This is a genomic window from Metamycoplasma neophronis, from assembly GCF_006491995.1.
GTDB classification, from domain to species: domain Bacteria; phylum Bacillota_I; class Bacilli_A; order Mycoplasmatales; family Metamycoplasmataceae; genus Metamycoplasma; species Metamycoplasma neophronis.
The window spans coordinates 37,833-55,203 of record NZ_VHHP01000002.1 but is presented as its reverse complement, the minus strand read 5'-3'; the positions used below and the strand labels follow the sequence as shown (position 1 = coordinate 55,203).

11 protein-coding genes are annotated in these 17,371 nt (G+C 30.2%); 8 read left to right on the top strand and 3 right to left on the bottom strand.

Annotated features, from left to right (window positions below):
- The first annotated feature begins 687 nt into the window (after positions 1-687).
- The 7 genes from FJR74_RS07320 to FJR74_RS07295 all read left to right on the top strand — a co-directional run bounded on the left by FJR74_RS07320 (position 688) and on the right by FJR74_RS07295 (position 10,517).
- Positions 688-2,607, top strand: a complete 1,920-nt coding sequence (locus FJR74_RS07320) for a DNA gyrase/topoisomerase IV subunit B (protein WP_140914652.1) — start codon at positions 688-690, stop codon at positions 2,605-2,607.
- An 8-nt stretch (positions 2,608-2,615) separates the two neighbouring features.
- Positions 2,616-5,426 carry a DNA topoisomerase (ATP-hydrolyzing) gene (locus FJR74_RS07315; RefSeq protein WP_140914651.1) on the top strand — a complete coding sequence of 937 codons (2,811 nt, stop codon included), beginning with the start codon at positions 2,616-2,618 and terminating at the stop codon, positions 5,424-5,426.
- 53 nt (positions 5,427-5,479) lie between these two features.
- Positions 5,480-5,608 (top strand): hypothetical protein, encoded by a 129-nt coding sequence (locus FJR74_RS07310; protein ID WP_306766861.1) that lies wholly within the window; start codon positions 5,480-5,482, stop codon positions 5,606-5,608.
- A gap of 140 nt (positions 5,609-5,748) precedes the next feature.
- Positions 5,749-7,386: an endonuclease gene (locus tag FJR74_RS07305; RefSeq protein ID WP_306766860.1), complete on the top strand. Its 1,638-nt coding sequence runs from the start codon at positions 5,749-5,751 to the stop codon at positions 7,384-7,386.
- Between the two features lie 85 nt (positions 7,387-7,471).
- Positions 7,472-8,791: a M20/M25/M40 family metallo-hydrolase gene (locus FJR74_RS07300; protein WP_306766859.1), complete on the top strand. Its 1,320-nt coding sequence runs from the start codon at positions 7,472-7,474 to the stop codon at positions 8,789-8,791.
- A gap of 48 nt (positions 8,792-8,839) precedes the next feature.
- Positions 8,840-9,544, top strand: a complete 705-nt coding sequence (locus tag FJR74_RS00800; protein WP_140914650.1) for a pseudouridine synthase — start codon at positions 8,840-8,842, stop codon at positions 9,542-9,544.
- Positions 9,545-9,647: 103 nt separating this feature from the next.
- Positions 9,648-10,517: a diacylglycerol kinase family protein gene (locus FJR74_RS07295; RefSeq protein WP_140914649.1), complete on the top strand. Its 870-nt coding sequence runs from the start codon at positions 9,648-9,650 to the stop codon at positions 10,515-10,517.
- Between the two features lie 42 nt (positions 10,518-10,559).
- Here the strand turns inward: FJR74_RS07295 and FJR74_RS07290 are convergent, their stop codons facing one another.
- Positions 10,560-13,466, bottom strand: coding sequence for a cation-translocating P-type ATPase (locus FJR74_RS07290; protein WP_140914648.1), 2,907 nt, complete (start codon positions 13,464-13,466; stop codon positions 10,560-10,562).
- A 138-nt stretch (positions 13,467-13,604) separates the two neighbouring features.
- Complete coding sequence (locus FJR74_RS07285) at positions 13,605-15,320, bottom strand: APC family permease (protein ID WP_140914647.1); 1,716 nt, start codon at positions 15,318-15,320, stop codon at positions 13,605-13,607.
- A gap of 173 nt (positions 15,321-15,493) precedes the next feature.
- Between FJR74_RS07285 and FJR74_RS00780 the strand changes: the two genes are divergently transcribed.
- Positions 15,494-16,021: a cysteine hydrolase family protein gene (locus FJR74_RS00780; protein WP_140914646.1), complete on the top strand. Its 528-nt coding sequence runs from the start codon at positions 15,494-15,496 to the stop codon at positions 16,019-16,021.
- On the opposite strand, the gene FJR74_RS07280 is transcribed toward FJR74_RS00780, so the two are convergent.
- Positions 16,014-17,345, bottom strand: a complete 1,332-nt coding sequence (locus FJR74_RS07280; RefSeq protein ID WP_140914645.1) for a hypothetical protein — start codon at positions 17,343-17,345, stop codon at positions 16,014-16,016. The genes FJR74_RS00780 and FJR74_RS07280 overlap by 8 nt on opposite strands.
- Positions 17,346-17,371: the final 26 nt, after the last annotated feature.

The following is a 17,371-nucleotide window of genomic DNA, read 5'->3' as shown; positions in this document are numbered from 1 at the left end:
AATAAGTGGTATATCATACATTCAATCAAGAAATGACCATACATTCAATTTAAGCATCGGAATATGGGCTACAAATGCGTTAATATCCTTAGTTTGAATTGTAATATGTATTGTAAAAGTTTGCCCACTCAAACTTCAAAAAAACCTCGCAATTTATTTTGATAAAAAATGGTTATTCAACATCAATAATTTTCGCTATTTTTAATATTATTTTCATAGTATTATTGCTAGTTTTGAATTACAAAAACACGCCCGATATTACTATTGCAAGCAATAGTGCTGTCAATATATTTTCAATATGTTTTTCTGCCTTTTTTTATCTATTTTCTATATCAATAAATACAGGCGAATTAATTTGCAATAAAAAGCAAAAATTAATGTAAAATCTTATTATAAATATTAAAGGAGGGCACGTGGATTATAAACTTTTTCTTATTTTTTTAATACCAGTAATAGCGTTAATTTTAGTAGTTATTGTAGCTTCTTCATTTAATATTTCACAACGCAAAAAACGCGAAAAGTTGCAAAAAAATCAATCTAAAAATAATTAAGAAAATGTATAAATTTATGAATTTATTCATAAAAAAGGCAGATTTTAAGAGAAAAATGCAATGTTTTCTCTTTTTTTTATTCATTATTTTAGAAATCCTATTTTACTCAATTTAAATATTTTATAATTGTTATACTATGAGTATGAATAATTATGAAGCAAGTGATTTAAAAGTTCTAAGGGGTTTAGACGCTGTTCGCAAAAGACCTGGTATGTATATCGGTTCGACCGATTCAACCGGATTGCACCATTTAATATGAGAAATTATTGACAACTCAATCGATGAAGCTTTAGCGGGTTTTGCTAATAAAATTAAAGTTATTTTAAAAGCAGATGGTTCGGTTGTTGTTGAAGATAATGGACGTGGTATTCCTGTTGATAAACACTCAGAAGGCAAAACCGGGGTTGAACTAGTTTTTACAGAGTTACATGCTGGTGGTAAATTTGGTGATGGAGCATATAAAACAAGTGGTGGTTTACACGGGGTTGGTTCATCAGTTGTTAATGCTTTAAGTACTAAACTTGAAGTTATTGTATATCGTGATAAAAAAGAATACGTTACTGAATTTAAACAAGATACTATTATCAAAAAAACCACATGCGTTGGTGCAACAACAAAACAAGGAACAAGAGTTCAATTTTGGCCTGATTACAACATGTTTAAAAAGGCTAAATTTTCAGGTGAAATCGTTAAAGAAAAATTACGTGAAGCAAGTTTTTTAATTCCAAACTTAAAAATCCAATTTATTAACGAAAATAATGATGAAAATGTTGTTTTTGAAGCCATTGACGGAATAAAAGAATATATTAAATTCGTTTCAGAAGGCAAAACATTTATTAGTGATATTTTTTATGCAGGCGCTCCAGGATTACATGGTATTGAAGTTGAAATTGCTTTAGTGTATACGGATAATTACAATGAAACAATTTATAGCTTTGTTAATAATGTAAAAACCAGAGATGGCGGTACACATGAAACTGCTTTTAAAACCGCATTGACCAAAACCATTAATGAATATATAAGCAAAAACAATATTTACAAAAACAAAATCGCTTTCGAAGGTAATGATGTTAGAGAAGGATTGATTGCTGTTATTTCTTTAAAGGTTCCCGAAAAAATATTAGAGTTTGTTGGACAAACAAAAGATAAATTAGGAACACCGGAAGCCAGAGAAACTGTTGAGGCATTTTTCTCAGAAAGATTTATGTTCTTTTTAAACGAGAACAAAACTGAAGCAGATAAAATAATTGCTAAAATTAAAAAAGCTTATGATGCTAAAGTTGCAGCAAGAAATGCAAAAAGCGAGATACGAAAAGCTAAAAGTAAATTAGAAAATAAAAAAATCTTATCTGGAAAATTAACACCCGCTCAATCTAAAAACCCTGCCGTTAAAGAACTATTTTTAGTCGAAGGTGATTCGGCTGGTGGATCGGCAAAATTAGGCCGTAACCGTGTTACTCAAGCAATTCTTCCATTACGTGGTAAAGTTCTTAATACTGACCAATCAAAACTTAGCGATGTGCTTGCAAATGAAGAAATAGCAACAATTATTAATACTATTGGCGCTGGTATTGGCGAAGACTTTAATATTAAAAACTCTCAATATAACAAAATTATAATAATGACTGATGCCGACACCGATGGTGCTCACATTCAAATATTATTGTTGACATTTTTCTGAAGATACATGAAAAAACTTATTGAAGCGGGAATGGTATACATTGCACTTCCTCCTTTATATAAAATTAGCACAAAGGGAAATGGTGCTAAAGAATTTTATGCTTGAGATGAAGATGAACTTAGAGAGATAACTTCTAATTATTCAAATTATGAAATTCAAAGATACAAAGGTTTGGGTGAAATGAATGCCGACCAATTATGAGAAACTACAATGAACCCAGCCACACGTTCAATCATTCAAGTAAAAATTGAAGATGAAGCTTTAGTTGAAAGAAATGTAACCACATTAATGGGTCAAGATGTAAATAGTAGAAAAATTTGAATTAATACCCATGTTGATTTTTCATCAGAAGATGATTTCGAAATTAAAAAGTAGGTTAAATTATGAAAAAAAATAGAAAAGATGAAATTGATAGTGTAACTGAAAATATTATTGAAAAAAACATGGTGGAAATAATGAGTGACCGTTTTGGTCGCTACTCTAAATATGTAATTCAACAAAGAGCTATTCCGGACTCTCGTGATGGTTTAAAACCTGTTCAAAGACGTATCTTATATTCAATGTGAAATTTGAAACTTAAAAATAAAGAACCATTTAAAAAATCTGCCCGTATTGTCGGCGATGTTATCGGTCGTTATCACCCACACGGTGATAGTTCAATTTATGAAGCATTAGTTAGAATGTGTCAAGAATGAAAGAGTAACTATCCTCTAATTGAAATGCACGGTAACAAAGGCTCGATTGATGATGACCCTGCCGCTGCTATGCGTTATACCGAATCAAGGCTTGAAAAAATAGCCGAGTTAATGCTAAAAGATTTAGATAGGAAAGTTGTATCTATGGCCCCAAACTTTGATGACTCAGAGTATGAGCCAACAGTATTGCCTGCCCTATTCCCTAACCTTTTAGTTAATGGAGCCAAAGGTATTGCTTCAGGATTTGCTACCGAAATTCCGCCACACAATTTAAAAGAAGTTATTGACGCTACTATTGCGATGATTAAAAAACCTAATATTTCAATCGAAGAATTAATGCAATATGTAAAGGGCCCTGATTTTCCAACTGGTGGTTTAATTAACGGTGTTGATGGAATAATTGATGCAATGAAAACAGGTCAAGGCAAGATTAGTCTTTCAGCTAAATATCGTTATGTATATGATGAAAAAAATGAAGAAAAAATCAATGGAATTGAAATCATTGAAATTCCTTTTGGCGTAATTAAATCTAAATTAGTTGCCGATATTGATGCAATTGCAATTGACAAAATCATCAATGGAATTAAAGATGTGCGTGACCAATCTGACCGTAATGGTATCTCAATATATATTGAATTAGAGGATAGCGCTAATCCAGAAGCAATTATTGCTTATTTAATGAAAAAAACTGATTTAAGAATTACTTATAACTATAACATGGTAGCGATTGATAAAAACGCTCCAGTTGTATTAAACTTAGATACTGCCCTTAGAGCTTATTTAGGTCATTTAAAGGAAGTTAATATCAACGGAATTAAATATGATCTACAAAAGTATAAATTAAGACTGGAAATTGTTGAAGGTTTTATCAGAGTTGCCGAAATTTCTGATGAAGTAATTAAAGTAATTAAGGATAGCGATAACTCTAAAAAGGGTGTTATCTTAGCCTTAATGAACATCTTTAACTTCACTGAAATTCAAGCTACAGCAATAGCTGAATTAAGATTATATAAACTTTCTAGAATGGACCAAATTCAATTTCAAAACGAAAAATTAGAACTTGAAGAAAGCATTGCTTTTTGCACTAAATTATTAACTGATAATTATGAATTTGATAAATATCTAATCAAACAAATTAAAGCCATCAAAGACGAATATGGAATTGAAAGAAAAACTGAAATAAGTGAAGAAAAAATTCAAACTGAAATTGACCATAAATTACTAACCAAAAATGAAGACTTCTATTTCTTCATTTCTAAGGAAGGTTACATTAAGAAAATTAGTTTGAAAATGTATAATACTAACGAACTTTCTACTTATAAGTTAAAAGAAGGGGACGCTTTACAATACTATGACAAAATCAATTCGCTTTCTAAATTAATTTTCTTTACTAACACAGGAAATTACTTTATTGTTGATGCACATACACTAAAAGATTCACAATGAAAAGACCTTGGAAATCACGTGTCTTCAATTGCTGCGCTTGATTCAAATGAACATATCATTAGAGTTATGGAAATAACTTCATTCAACACTTATGTAGACATAATCTTAATGTCTAAATATGGTTATGCTAAAAAAGTTAAACTAGAAGAATTTAATAGTAAATTAATCGCTAAAAAACGTAACTGTATGTCATTTAAAAACAATGACGACGAATTGATTGACGCAAGAATTAGTAATGGTGAAAAAGATATGTTAATCTTGTTGAACAATGGTTTTTATCACCTAATTAATGAAAGCGTTTTCAGTACGACTTTAGCATTAAGGGCACAGGGAATTAAATTATTAGGAAAATTGCAAACCAAAGACAATGTATTCGTTTCAACTTTTGCAACTGTATCAAAAATAAATCATGTTATTATGATTAGCAAGGGCGGAATGGCTAAATCGTGAAATATGAAAGAAATGGAATATGTAGGCAGATACAATCGTGGCGCAAAATTATTTGTAGCTTTAAAAAATGACATTTCAGAACCAATATCATTAGAAGTGTTAACCGACAGCCTAGAATTTATTTACACGAACCAAGACAATAATTTAGAAAAATTTGATTTGGAACCTATTTTAAAAGATCGTTCAAAATCAGATAAATTAATTAAATTAAATTATACATTCAACAATCCGGGTAATTTAATCCAACATATTAAGATTAATGAATTAAAAGATCCCAGTTTAGCTGAACAAGAAAAGATCAGAGAAGAATATTTATCAAAACAAAATAAAGATGACCTTTCTTTAACTGTAGAAACAAGTTTATTAAAACGTTATTATCATAATGAAATTCATCAAGAAGAAACCGAAAATGGCGAAGAACAAAAAGATGAATTAGAACAAGTAACTTTATTTAATGATGAGGACTTTTCAATCACAAAATCAGTCAATATACAGAAAAAAGAACCGGCTCAAAAAAGAAGTCTAGAAGAAAAATTGGCCGAGATTGAAAACATTGATGTTGATGCTTTGATGAAAAAAGTTAAACAATTTAAGAAAAAATAGATATAATAGAATAATCAATTGATAACTTATATATTTAGCAAAAGGAGTAAACTATGAGAAAAGATGTTAGATTAGCTAACAAAGTTAAAGCACAAAAAAGAGCTCACAAACTAGAATTAGAAAGAGCTAGAGACGCTAGAAGAGCAGCTAGAAAAGCTGAAGCTGAAGCTCAAAACAAATAATTTTGTTATCTATTTCTTATTATTAATTTATCCGAACAGAAGTATTCCTTCTGTTTTTTTATTTGTTTTCTGAAATAAATAATGTAAAATTTAACTAGGCAATAAGCTTATCTAAGGGAAATAAAAATAAGGAATATTATATGAAAAAATTAAGTGTTTTGGCAGTTTCATTAGCAACCTGTGGTATTTTTGCTATACCTTTAGGCGCTATATCATGCCATAAATTAACTCCTGAAAAACCATTACCAAATTCGATAAATAATAATGGTGTATCAAACAACGACAATAACACAAACTCTAATACCAACACAAACAATAAAACACCTACTTTGGTAGATAATTCAAACGATAATTCAAATAATAACAGCAATACGGCTGTGTTAAAAGATGAAAGCGAATTGCAAGAATTAGATCCTGATTTTGCTGAATGAGCTTCAAGAGGCAGCAATATATTAACTGTTCAAAACGGAAATAAAGAACAATTAATATCTTCTATAAAAAGTTCAGATCTTTACTATTCATATTCGTCTAATAAAATAGGGTTAAATCCAAAAGACAAGAAAAAGGTAGATTGAAAAAATATACCATATTTAATTGAGTTTATTAGTGTTCCACCTAGAAACTATCAATTGGCCGCTCCTGTCGAATCACCATATACCAATTCAAATAATAAAATTAAAATAAATAGTAAACTTGAATATGAAATAAGCGGAAATAATCTAATTGTTAAATATCGAATGATTAAATATCGTAATTCAGATGAACCACTAATTAGCAAAAATATTTACACTTCTACAATAAATTTAGAAATAAGTGCTTTAAGTAATTCTAATATTGAAGAAACTAATACAAATGCAGATACCAACGCAAACAATAACCATGAGCATAATAATTCAAATGGCACTCCATTTAATGGGGCAGCTTTAACTTTAAATAAAAATACTGAAATAAGATACAGTAATAAAAATATGAATTTTTATGCTTCTTTGGAAGGTTTGAGCGGTCAGGCGCTAAGAGAAGGTTTATTCAGTATACAAAAAGCGAATAGAAACAAGACTGGTAGCTATAATGATTTATTCAAAACTTACGAAGATGCTTTTGTTGATAAATACTATGAAAAAGACGGATCTGTTTTAGATATTTATGAAGAAAATCCACAGGGTAAAGATACTTATATTCAATGACATGGTAAATATCGTGATACCGGAAATGCCGAAGGAAAAGGTATGAACCGCGAACACTTGATAGCTCAAAGTTGATTTAGTCAACAAGCACCAATGAGAAATGATGCTCATCATGTATGGCCTACAGATAAAAAAGTCAATGCATGACATGGAAATTATCCTTACGGAACAGTTAAAACTCCGAAAATAATATCTGTCAACGGAACCAAAATTGGCGATTCAGTAGAAGATGGCAGACCCGTTGCAGAAGTAATTGATGAATTCAAAGGCGATGTTGCTAGAGCCCATTTATATTTTGCTTTCACATACAGAGATAAAAATTTGTATAATAATGAATCGGCTAACAGATTTTTTGTAAGAAATAGACTGGGCTTAGCTGAAATAAAAGATAAATTTAAACAAACAATGCTAAACTGGGCAAAAAGTGACAATATATCTCAATTTGATATTGATAGAAATAATGGTATATACAAACACCAAGGAAATCGCAATCCCTTTATTGACTATCCAGAATTAATTGATGTTGTATTCAATGGCAATAATGATTTTGTTTTCCATAATAAAGGTTTCGCAACTGAATTAGTTAAAAAATAATTATAAAAATGGTCAGCTCATGCTGATTATTTTTTAAAAAATAAAAGATATAAAAATAAGCATATAATATATTGAAAGGAGTTTTATGATGAAAGAATATATTAAATATCAACAAGACAAAGATGAATTTAAATCAATGATAAATCATATAGCAAATTTATGTGCAATACCATCAGTAAGTATTGAAGGAGAATCTGAAGACTATCCTTTCGGAAAAGAAGCTAATAACGCGCTTGACTATGCTTTAAATTTAGCTAAAGAATTCGGTTTTAATACATATAAAGACGTACAAAACCGTTATGGATTTGCAGAAATAGGTTCAGGAGATAAAATAATCGGAATTTTAGCTCACCTTGATGTTGTTCCAGCTGGTGATGAATCTCAATGAAATACATCAGCTTTCGTACCAGTTATTACTGATGATGCCGTAATTTGCAGAGGAAGTTTGGATGATAAAGGACCAAGCATCATCAATCTATATGCAATGAAATACATTTTGGATAATAACTTAATTAGCAGTGAATGAAAAATTAGAATTATTTTTGGTATTTCTGAAGAAACCACAATGAAATCAATGAAATACTACTTAGCAGATTTTGGAGCTCCTTATATTTCTTATACGCCCGACGGAGAATGACCATTAATTTATGCCGAAAAAATGGTATACCATGTTAACTTAGAATTTCCAAAAATTGAAGGAGTTAGTTTAGATGCTGGGGATGTTGTCAACCAAATTCCAGATAGCGTGATTTTAAAATACCAAAATAAACAAATGACAATTAAAGGTATTGGTGGCCATGGATCAACTCCCGAAAAAGGAGACAATGCCGTTATTAAAGCAATTAAGATGTTATATAACATCGATTCAAAATTAAGAGAAAAACCATTAATTAAGTTTGTGATGGATAATTTATCAAAAGGCAATTATGAATTAAATAATATTTTTAAAAACTATGCTGATTTTTCGGGAAACTTATCGGCTAATCTGGGCATGGTTAGAACTTATCAAGATAAATACATTATGTCTTTTGATTTAAGAGTTCCGGTTACTCACAGTGTTGGAGAAGTTACTGACACATTATTAAATTATTTAGAAGACCATTTTGAAGGCGACGTTAAGATGCATTTAGTTGGAAGTAAAAATCCTAAATACATAGATATTCAATCTAAGCTAGTAACAATTTTAATGGAAACCTTCAATGAAGCCTTGAACGTTAAAGAAGTCCCTTTAGCAATTGGCGGTGGAACATACGCTAGATTAATTGACAGCTGTGTAGCATTTGGTTCAACTAAATATATGCACTTAATGCACGGACCAAATGAATACTTTACATTCAAAGAAATCAAAGAATCGCTTGAAATTTACATTAATGCCCTAAATAGATTACAAGATTATGATAAATAAGCAACTTGGTTTGCTTATTTTTATTTTTACAATATATAATATTGAATTATGGCACGAATAAGAATAGAAAAATTTATTGCTGACACAACCTCATTAACTCGTAAAGAAGTTAAAAAAATAATGGATGAAGGTTTCATCACAGTTAATGGAGAAACAATTCGCCGCTCAATCAGCATTGATACAAACGACGAAGTGCGCATGTATGATGAAGTATTGACATACGAAAAATATCAATATTATATGATGAATAAACCTAGTGGTTATATTACAGCAAATCATGATAGATTTGATCCAACGATATTTGATTTGGTACCTGAGTTGCGTAGCAAAAAACTGTTTGCATACGGGAGACTTGATAAAGACACTGAAGGACTTTTAATTATTAGCAACGATGGTGAGTTGGGACATAGATTATTGAACCCAAAATACCACGTTCCAAAAACATATTATGTTGAAGTTGACAAATCATTTGATGAAGAAATTAAAAATCATTTTCCAAAACCAATCAAAATTGGAGCTGATGAAATAATATATGATTACAATTTTGAATTTATTTCTGATACTGAGTGTTTATTGACCATAAAAGAGGGCAAATTCCATCAAGTAAAACGAATGCTAGAATTTTTTAAATATGAAATTATTTATCTAAAAAGACTAACATTTGGACCGCTTACTTTAGATGAAAATTTAGAACCTGGTGAAACACGCAAATTAAGTGACGAAGAAATTAAACTATTAAAGAAAAATATCTAAACTGCTATATGCAGTTTTTATTTAATTTTAATTTATGTTTTTTTGTTTATAAATCGCGTTATTTTCACAATAAAAAATATATTTTTTATATAATAAATTCACCATGCTATATATTTTTTATAATTCGTTTTCCAAAAGTGGTTCAAATCAACGCAAAATGTACAAAATAGTTTCCGAAGCGGTTAAGGTTTTTATGCAACCTTCGCTTAAGGTAATTGACCTAGTTAAAATAACTGACCCAGCCGTTTTAATTAACGATATGTCTGAAAATGACATAGTATTATTAATAGGTGGTGACGGTACTTTGACCCATGTTGCCAATGAAATTGCAAAATACGATATTAAACCTAAAATATATGCTTATAGGGCTGGTACGGGAAATGACTTTTTGCGTGATTTGTTCACAATCAAAGAATGTGAAATTATTAAAAAGAGATTTTATTACATTTCACCATTCATTAAAAATCTGCCAACAGTAAAAGTCAACGAAGAAAAAATGAAATTTTTAAATGGGGCAGGATTTGGAATTGATGCTTATATTGCAAAATATGTAAATGAAGAAAAGAAACGAACAGGGCATGCTTCATTTTTAAAAACGGCATATAACGCTTTCAAAACGTTTAAAACTTATGATAAATTGAAAATAATAGCTGATGGTCATGAATACATTTTTGAAAATGTTTGAGTTATCAGCATAATGAACGGAAAATATTACGGTGGCGGCATGAAAATTGCTCCAAATGCTAATCGTGAAGGTGATTATTTAAGCATTACAATAATTCACAATATTAGCAAATATCATTTACCGCTATTATTTTTATCAGTATATAGTGGCAAACATATAATTTATAAAAAATACGTTAAACAAATTTTTGCAAAAAATATTAAAATTGAATGTCCACAAATTGAATTAAGTCAGATTGATGGCGAAACATACCCCGTTCAAAAGAAACTATGTATTTGTCAAAAATAAAACAAAAAAACTAGAACTATTTATGATTGTTCTAGTTTTTTTCTATTTTCTTAACATTGCTTTTTTAGCTTCTTTTGGCGGCAATATCATTTCAAATGTATTAATTTGGTTGTTCTTTGCTCTTCTTTTGTCAACAGCCATTACTATTAATTTATATACGAAATAAATTGGAATTAATACTAAGGGCAAGGCAAGCCCGTATGCAATTAATACAGGTGTGTGAGCTAGGTTTTCATATCCATTGAATACTAACGCGATTTGTTTTACAAAAGCTACTAAAATTAAAAAGGCTAATGAGAATATTACAGATGCATAAACTTTTCAATAGAATAATGGATTCGACATAATAATAGGTTTTTTAGACATTAAATTAATTGAGTTAAATGTCGCAGTAATACCTAAGATTAAAAAGGCCATCGTTGAACCTGCTCTTAAAATTTCATCCGCTTTATTTATCATCGGAATTGTTGAATCATTCAAGACATATAATGCCCCTAAATAATATCCAACCATTGATAAAACACCAACTAAAATACCTTGTCATAAAGTATTTCATCCCATGCCGCCAGCAAAGATTGATTCATATTTTGAAATAGGACGGCGATTCATATAATTTTCTTTTGAATCTTGTAATCCCAATGCAATAGCAGGGAAGCCATGAGTGAATAAATTAATTCACAATAATTGTGTTGCTGAAAGAATATAGATTTCTTTGCCATTCATTACAGCTTTTCATTCGCCTGATGAAAAAATAGCTTTAAATACGAATAATCCTAAAAATACTAAAATAATTTCAGCAATTGATGTAATCAGTAAGTTTTGAATAACGTTTTTGATTTTTTGATATACTGAACGTCCGTTTTTAACCGCACTAACAATAGTAGCAAAATTATCGTCTGCTAAAATCATGTTAGCCGCTTGTTTAGAAGCTTCAGTACCGGTAATACCCATTGCACAACCAATGTCAGAAACTTTTAATGCAGGCGCGTCATTAACACCATCACCAGTCATCGCAACTACTTGTTTGCGCGCTTGTCAAGCCTTAACAATTCTTAGTTTGTCTTCAGGTTTAACCCGGGCATATACTGAATACTTATCAATATTTTTTGCCAAGTCTTCATCAGAAATATTATCAAGTTCTAATCCAGTAATTGCCAAATCACCTTCTTGATAAATTCCTAATGATGTCGCTATTGCTTTGGCAGTGTTGATATTATCTCCAGTAATCATAACTGGTTTAATGCCAGCGTGACGACACATTTCGATCGCATCTTTTGCAGTTTCTCTTGGTGGGTCAATCATCGCTACCAAACCGTTAAATGTTAAATCATTTTCTAATAGTTTTTGCGCATCATCTTGTGGCATTGCCATCAAATTGTTTAATTCGTTATCGCTGATTTCTTTAGATGCAATCGCTAAAACACGATATGCATTCATTGCTCATCTTTCGTTAACTTCTTCAGTTTCTTTTAATTCATTATCGCTTAAACTACTGCAGTGTTTAATCAACACATCGGGCGCACCTTTAACAACAACAATATTTTTATTATTTATTTTGTTAATTGTGGTCATCATTTTACGATTAGAATCGAATGGAATAACCATTAATCTTGGATTTTTTTCCGTTATTAAATTTTTTGTTTTATATTCTGAATATTGTTCTAATGAATATAAAAAAGCCGCTTCAGTTGGATCACCTGTTACTTTATATTCGCCACCTTCTTTAACTAAGTTAGCTTCAGAACATAGTGAACCATATTCGATTAATTTTAAATATTTATCTTGAATTCAACCGGTAGTTTGCATTTCTTCAGAAGAGGCATATAAATTAACAATAGTCATTTTATTTTGTGTTAATGTACCAGTTTTATCCGAACATATAACCGCACAACTTCCTAATGATTCAACTGCCATTAAATCTTTAACAATTGCTCTTTTCTTAGCCATTCTTTGAACGCCGATTGCTAAAATAATTGATGAGAACGCAATCAATCCTTCTGGTATAGCTGCAACTGCTAATGATATAGCGTTAACAATTGTTGTACTTCAGAAAATTGTTGAACTAAATGAACTTTTTGAAATTGCTTGGAAAATAATTTGTACCAAGATACTTGCAATAAATAATCCTAAACCAGCGTATCCAAATATTTTTCCCAACTTATTAATTTTTATTTGTAACGGACTTAGGCTTTCTTCTTGTTTATTAACTAAACTTGAAATCTTGCCTAATTCGGTATCTTGACCAATTTCACTTACAATGAAATATCCAGTACCGTTGGCAATAATTGATGAAGAGTATAACATAAACTTACGTTCAGCAATAGGTAAAGATAAATCTCTTTTTACAGTGTAATCTTTTTCTGTTGGTTCACTTTCACCTGTTAATGAACTTTCAATTGAAGTCAAGTTTGAGCTGAATAATAAATAACCATCAGCCGGAACAACATCACCGGCTTCAACTAACACGATATCTCCAACTGTTATTTCAGATGATGGGATAGTAATTAAATTTTTATTTCTAATAACTTTAGCTTGTAATGGACTTAATTTTTTAAGTGCATTTATTGCTTGTTCACTTTTTATCTCTTGTACAGCCCCGACGAGCGAATTAGTTAAAACAACAAATAAAATAATTGAAGGCTCAATGAATTCTATTAGTAAACGATAGTTATCATCTTTTCAATTTCAACCAGTTTGAACACCATTTACAATTGCTAAAATGTAAGACAAAACTGAAGCACAAAGCAAAATGATAACCAGCAAGTCTTTAAACTGTGCTAAATAAACTAAAAATGGATTTAATTTTTTTGCGCTTTGAAGTTCATTAGAACCAAATTTACTTTGACGCAAAGTAACTTCTGCATCGTTCAAGCCATCTTTTAAATTGGTTTGTAATAAGTCATCAGTTACTTGGGGTCTTATTGCTTCAACTGTTTGTTTTTTAGTCATCTTTTCTCCTTTCTCAAATTAATTTTTTATATTTTAATAATACTTATTAAAAATATACTTAAATTGTACTATTAATTTTTTATTTAAAACTGAAAAAGAAAAAACCAATAGCTTGCGCTACTGGCTTTTATAAATTAACTATCTACGAGCGTCTGCGTATGTAGCTAGGATTAAGTCGTTTAATTCAGCTTTTTCTCTTAATTCAGCTAATTTGCATGGACATCAATCAGGTTTTTCACATGGACAAATGTTTCCTGAAAGAACTCTGTCGTATTTCTTCTTGTTAGCAACTGCGATTGCTTTTTCAATTGGGGTTGAAGCGAACATAACTATTAAGTAGAAGATAAATAATACTGATGTTGCTGCATAACCGGTTAATGCATCGGTTAACTCTGCTTTAACTTTTGCATCACCTAATGAGTATTTAACTGCGGTTATTCCAGTTGAAATGAATGGGTCGATAACTAGGAAGAACATTGTTAATAAGATGATAATTACTGATGTGTAACCTGCTCAGATGGTGTGTTTGTTTTCTTGAACAGCAATAAAGTGTTGTTTTCTGTTTTGAATTGCACCAACGATAGCAGCACAGATGAATGCGAATGCGAATACAGCCATTCAGTTTGCCATCAAGTCTGAGAATGTTAATAAGTTATCAATCTTGTATCCGTAGTCAGTTGTGTATCCTCCACCGATGTAAGCGTATGAACCTATAGCGGTGAAGATAACCATGATTGGTAATGAGATGAATAGACAGAATAGAGCACCAACGATAGGTGTTTTAGAGTGTTTTAAGTATCTGTATGCTTTAACAGGTACAAACATTTCTCCTTCTTTAATTAAGTCTTCAACTCATCTAGTTGCTCAAATTGAGAAACCATTTAAGATACCGATAACACCGATTGAGATCATGATGTTAATTACACCAAATACTCATCCTGCGTTCTTTTTAGCAAGAGCGTCACCAAATCCGTAGAAACCACCATCAGTTCCACCTAAGGTCATAGCTGTAGCAATAACGATGTATAACACGGTCATGCTTGATAGACCAATAACTAGAGCTGCTGGAGTTTTTTCTGGGTTTTTCATTTCTGTTTGCATACCAGCGGTTACGTAGAATCCGTCGAATGCGAAGAAGATACCACCTAGTGAAGCAAATACAGCTAGGAATGGTGATAATCCTAAAAAGCTAGTTGAAGTTTTATCAAATAGACTTTGTGCTGTAACAGCATGTCAAATAGGTTGATTTTCTTTAACGTTTACTCCTGTAAAGTAGAATCCTATGATAATAATTGCAACAATAGGAATGAATTTTACAGATGTAATAATTCAGTTTTGAATGTTTCCAGCACGGCTGCTGATACCGCTAGAGAAGATCATTCATAATGTAATAGCTAGACCAATTGCAAAGTAAATTCATGGTGCAGCTGTTGATCCACCAAAACCAACGTGTTCGTAGCCAACGAAACCTGCAAGACCATCTTGGAATTGTACGATTACGTAGTAAGGCATGAAGAAGTAGGTGAATGGTAGGTATAGGTAGGTCATGAAGAATTTGTTTCCTTTGTACAAGTATAATGTACTAAAGGCTTTGGTTCAACCGATCATACCTAAGTTGTCGTTACGTCCAGAAGCAACTTCAACTAAAGCAAGAGCCATTGTGATAACTGCGAAACCTGCAATTAATCAAACAATCATAGCTCAAACAACGTTGTTTGCTGAGTTTACAAGAACTGATTTAGATCTTAGGAAGATACCAACACCAATTGATGAACCCAAAACAACTAAGATAGCTGAAAAGAAGCCAATCTTTTTCTTAGGACTTGAAGTAACAACTAATTGTTCTTCGGCCATTAGATTTCCTTTCTATAAATATATATAAATAAAATTCGAACTTTAGATACACCAACATTTATAAAAATTATGTCCCTCTAAGATGTATCCGATAAAATTATATAATATATATAAAGAAATCGATTTTATTATTTAAAATAAATCAAAAAATTGAGTATAAAAGGAATAAAAAGATGAAAAAGATAACAATTGTTATTGATATGTTGAGTGGTTTTGCAAAAAAAGGCGCCTTGTCTTCGCCTCTTATAAACGCAATAATTAAACCAATGGCCGCTTTTTTAGAGACTCGAATCAACGTTGATAATATATTCATTTGTGATGCCCACAGTGCAAACGATATTGAAATGCAATCATATCCAATACATTGCTTAAAGGGAAGCGAGGAAGCCGAAGTTGTCTCTGAACTTCAAAAATATGTAAAACAAATTGTTCACAAAAACTCAACTAATGGATTTTTTGAAGTTTCGAAGCAAATCTGAAAAGAATACGATGAGTTTGAAATCATAGGATGTTGTACCGACATTTGCGTTATGCAATTTGCCACAACACTTAAAACCTATTTAAACATGCTTGGCGAAAATAAAAATGTTATTATATATAAAGACTTAGTTGCTACATTCGATTCACCTTCACACAAAGCTGATGAGTATCAAAAAATGGCGCTTTCACTAATGGAAAACGCCGGGATAATTATTAAATAATTTTATTTTCTATTACGTTTTTAAACGAGCGAAAGTACTTGCATAAAAGCATATAAGTATGTGATTTATTCAATTTCATATGCTTATTTTTTTTATTAAAATCTAATAAATATTCATTGTACTCGTTTCATAAATCTTCATTATGGGCAATATCATATAAAAAATCTGTAATTTGAATTTCTGTTCCGAACATTTTTTCAGAACGTAAAAATTTAATTAAATTATCATAGATTTTTATAATTGCTTTGCGGTTCGTATGATATTCTAAATTAACATAATTCGATTTTTCGCCAATACCAAATAATTCAAATAAGTTAACATTCAAATGAAATGGCGAAAAAGTAAAAATTAAGTCTCGGTTATACAATCATATATAAGTTGGATTAGTAAACTTAGATTTTGCACTTTCGTATAGAAAGTTTATTTTTTTATAAAGTTTAAATTCATATTTATTTTTTGCGCCACGCGTTTTGTGTTTTATTAAACTAAGCAATGTTTGACTATCAGCTCACATTGGTATATTCAAATATCTATAATAGTCAAATATCAAAGTTTTGCTTGGTATTCGATTTTTTTTAAATCAAGTGATGTTTCAATTATAAGAATCATAAATATCAGAAAAATTTTCAATCTTATTGAGATTTGTAATCTCATATTTGTTTCAATTTTCAATTAATTCTAAAGCTTTTAAATATTCAATACTTTTAACTTCATTTTTTGAATTTTTATGAAGAACTTTAAGGCAATGTACATAACTTTCTTGACTTAATTGCTTATTAATTACTCCTTTAGTATAAGGGTTATTTTTTATTCATCTTTCTTTTAATGAAATGGTATTTTTATCTACTTCATGAAAGTATTTTTGAAGTTCATTTGTTTCGAGAAAAATATTGTTTTTTCAAATATTAATTTTTTCTAAAAACTGATACTTGTTTTTGGTCCATTTATTAAATAAAATATTAAATAAATTTTTGCCGTCGAATTCCAAGCATTTGAATACAGAGTCGAGTTTTTTATATTTTAAATATTTGTCTATAAACTTTTGTTGTAATTCTTTTTTAATAATGCCCTTATCACGTTGGTTATGCAAGTTTATGTAAAATACACAATCTTGTTTAAGCGCATAGTTAACAAATTTTGTGTAATTTTTAAGATATAAACTTTTAATATTTTTATCATTACTATATTTTTTTTCTTTTTTTAAAAGTAATCTTGAAAATTTATTTCAGTTTCATTTTTTAGAATCATTATATGCGAAAAAATCGGCTTCTTCAACCTCAATATAAACTCATTTATTAACGTTTCCAGGCGATAACTGGATCAATATTGGTATTTGATTTTTTATAAACC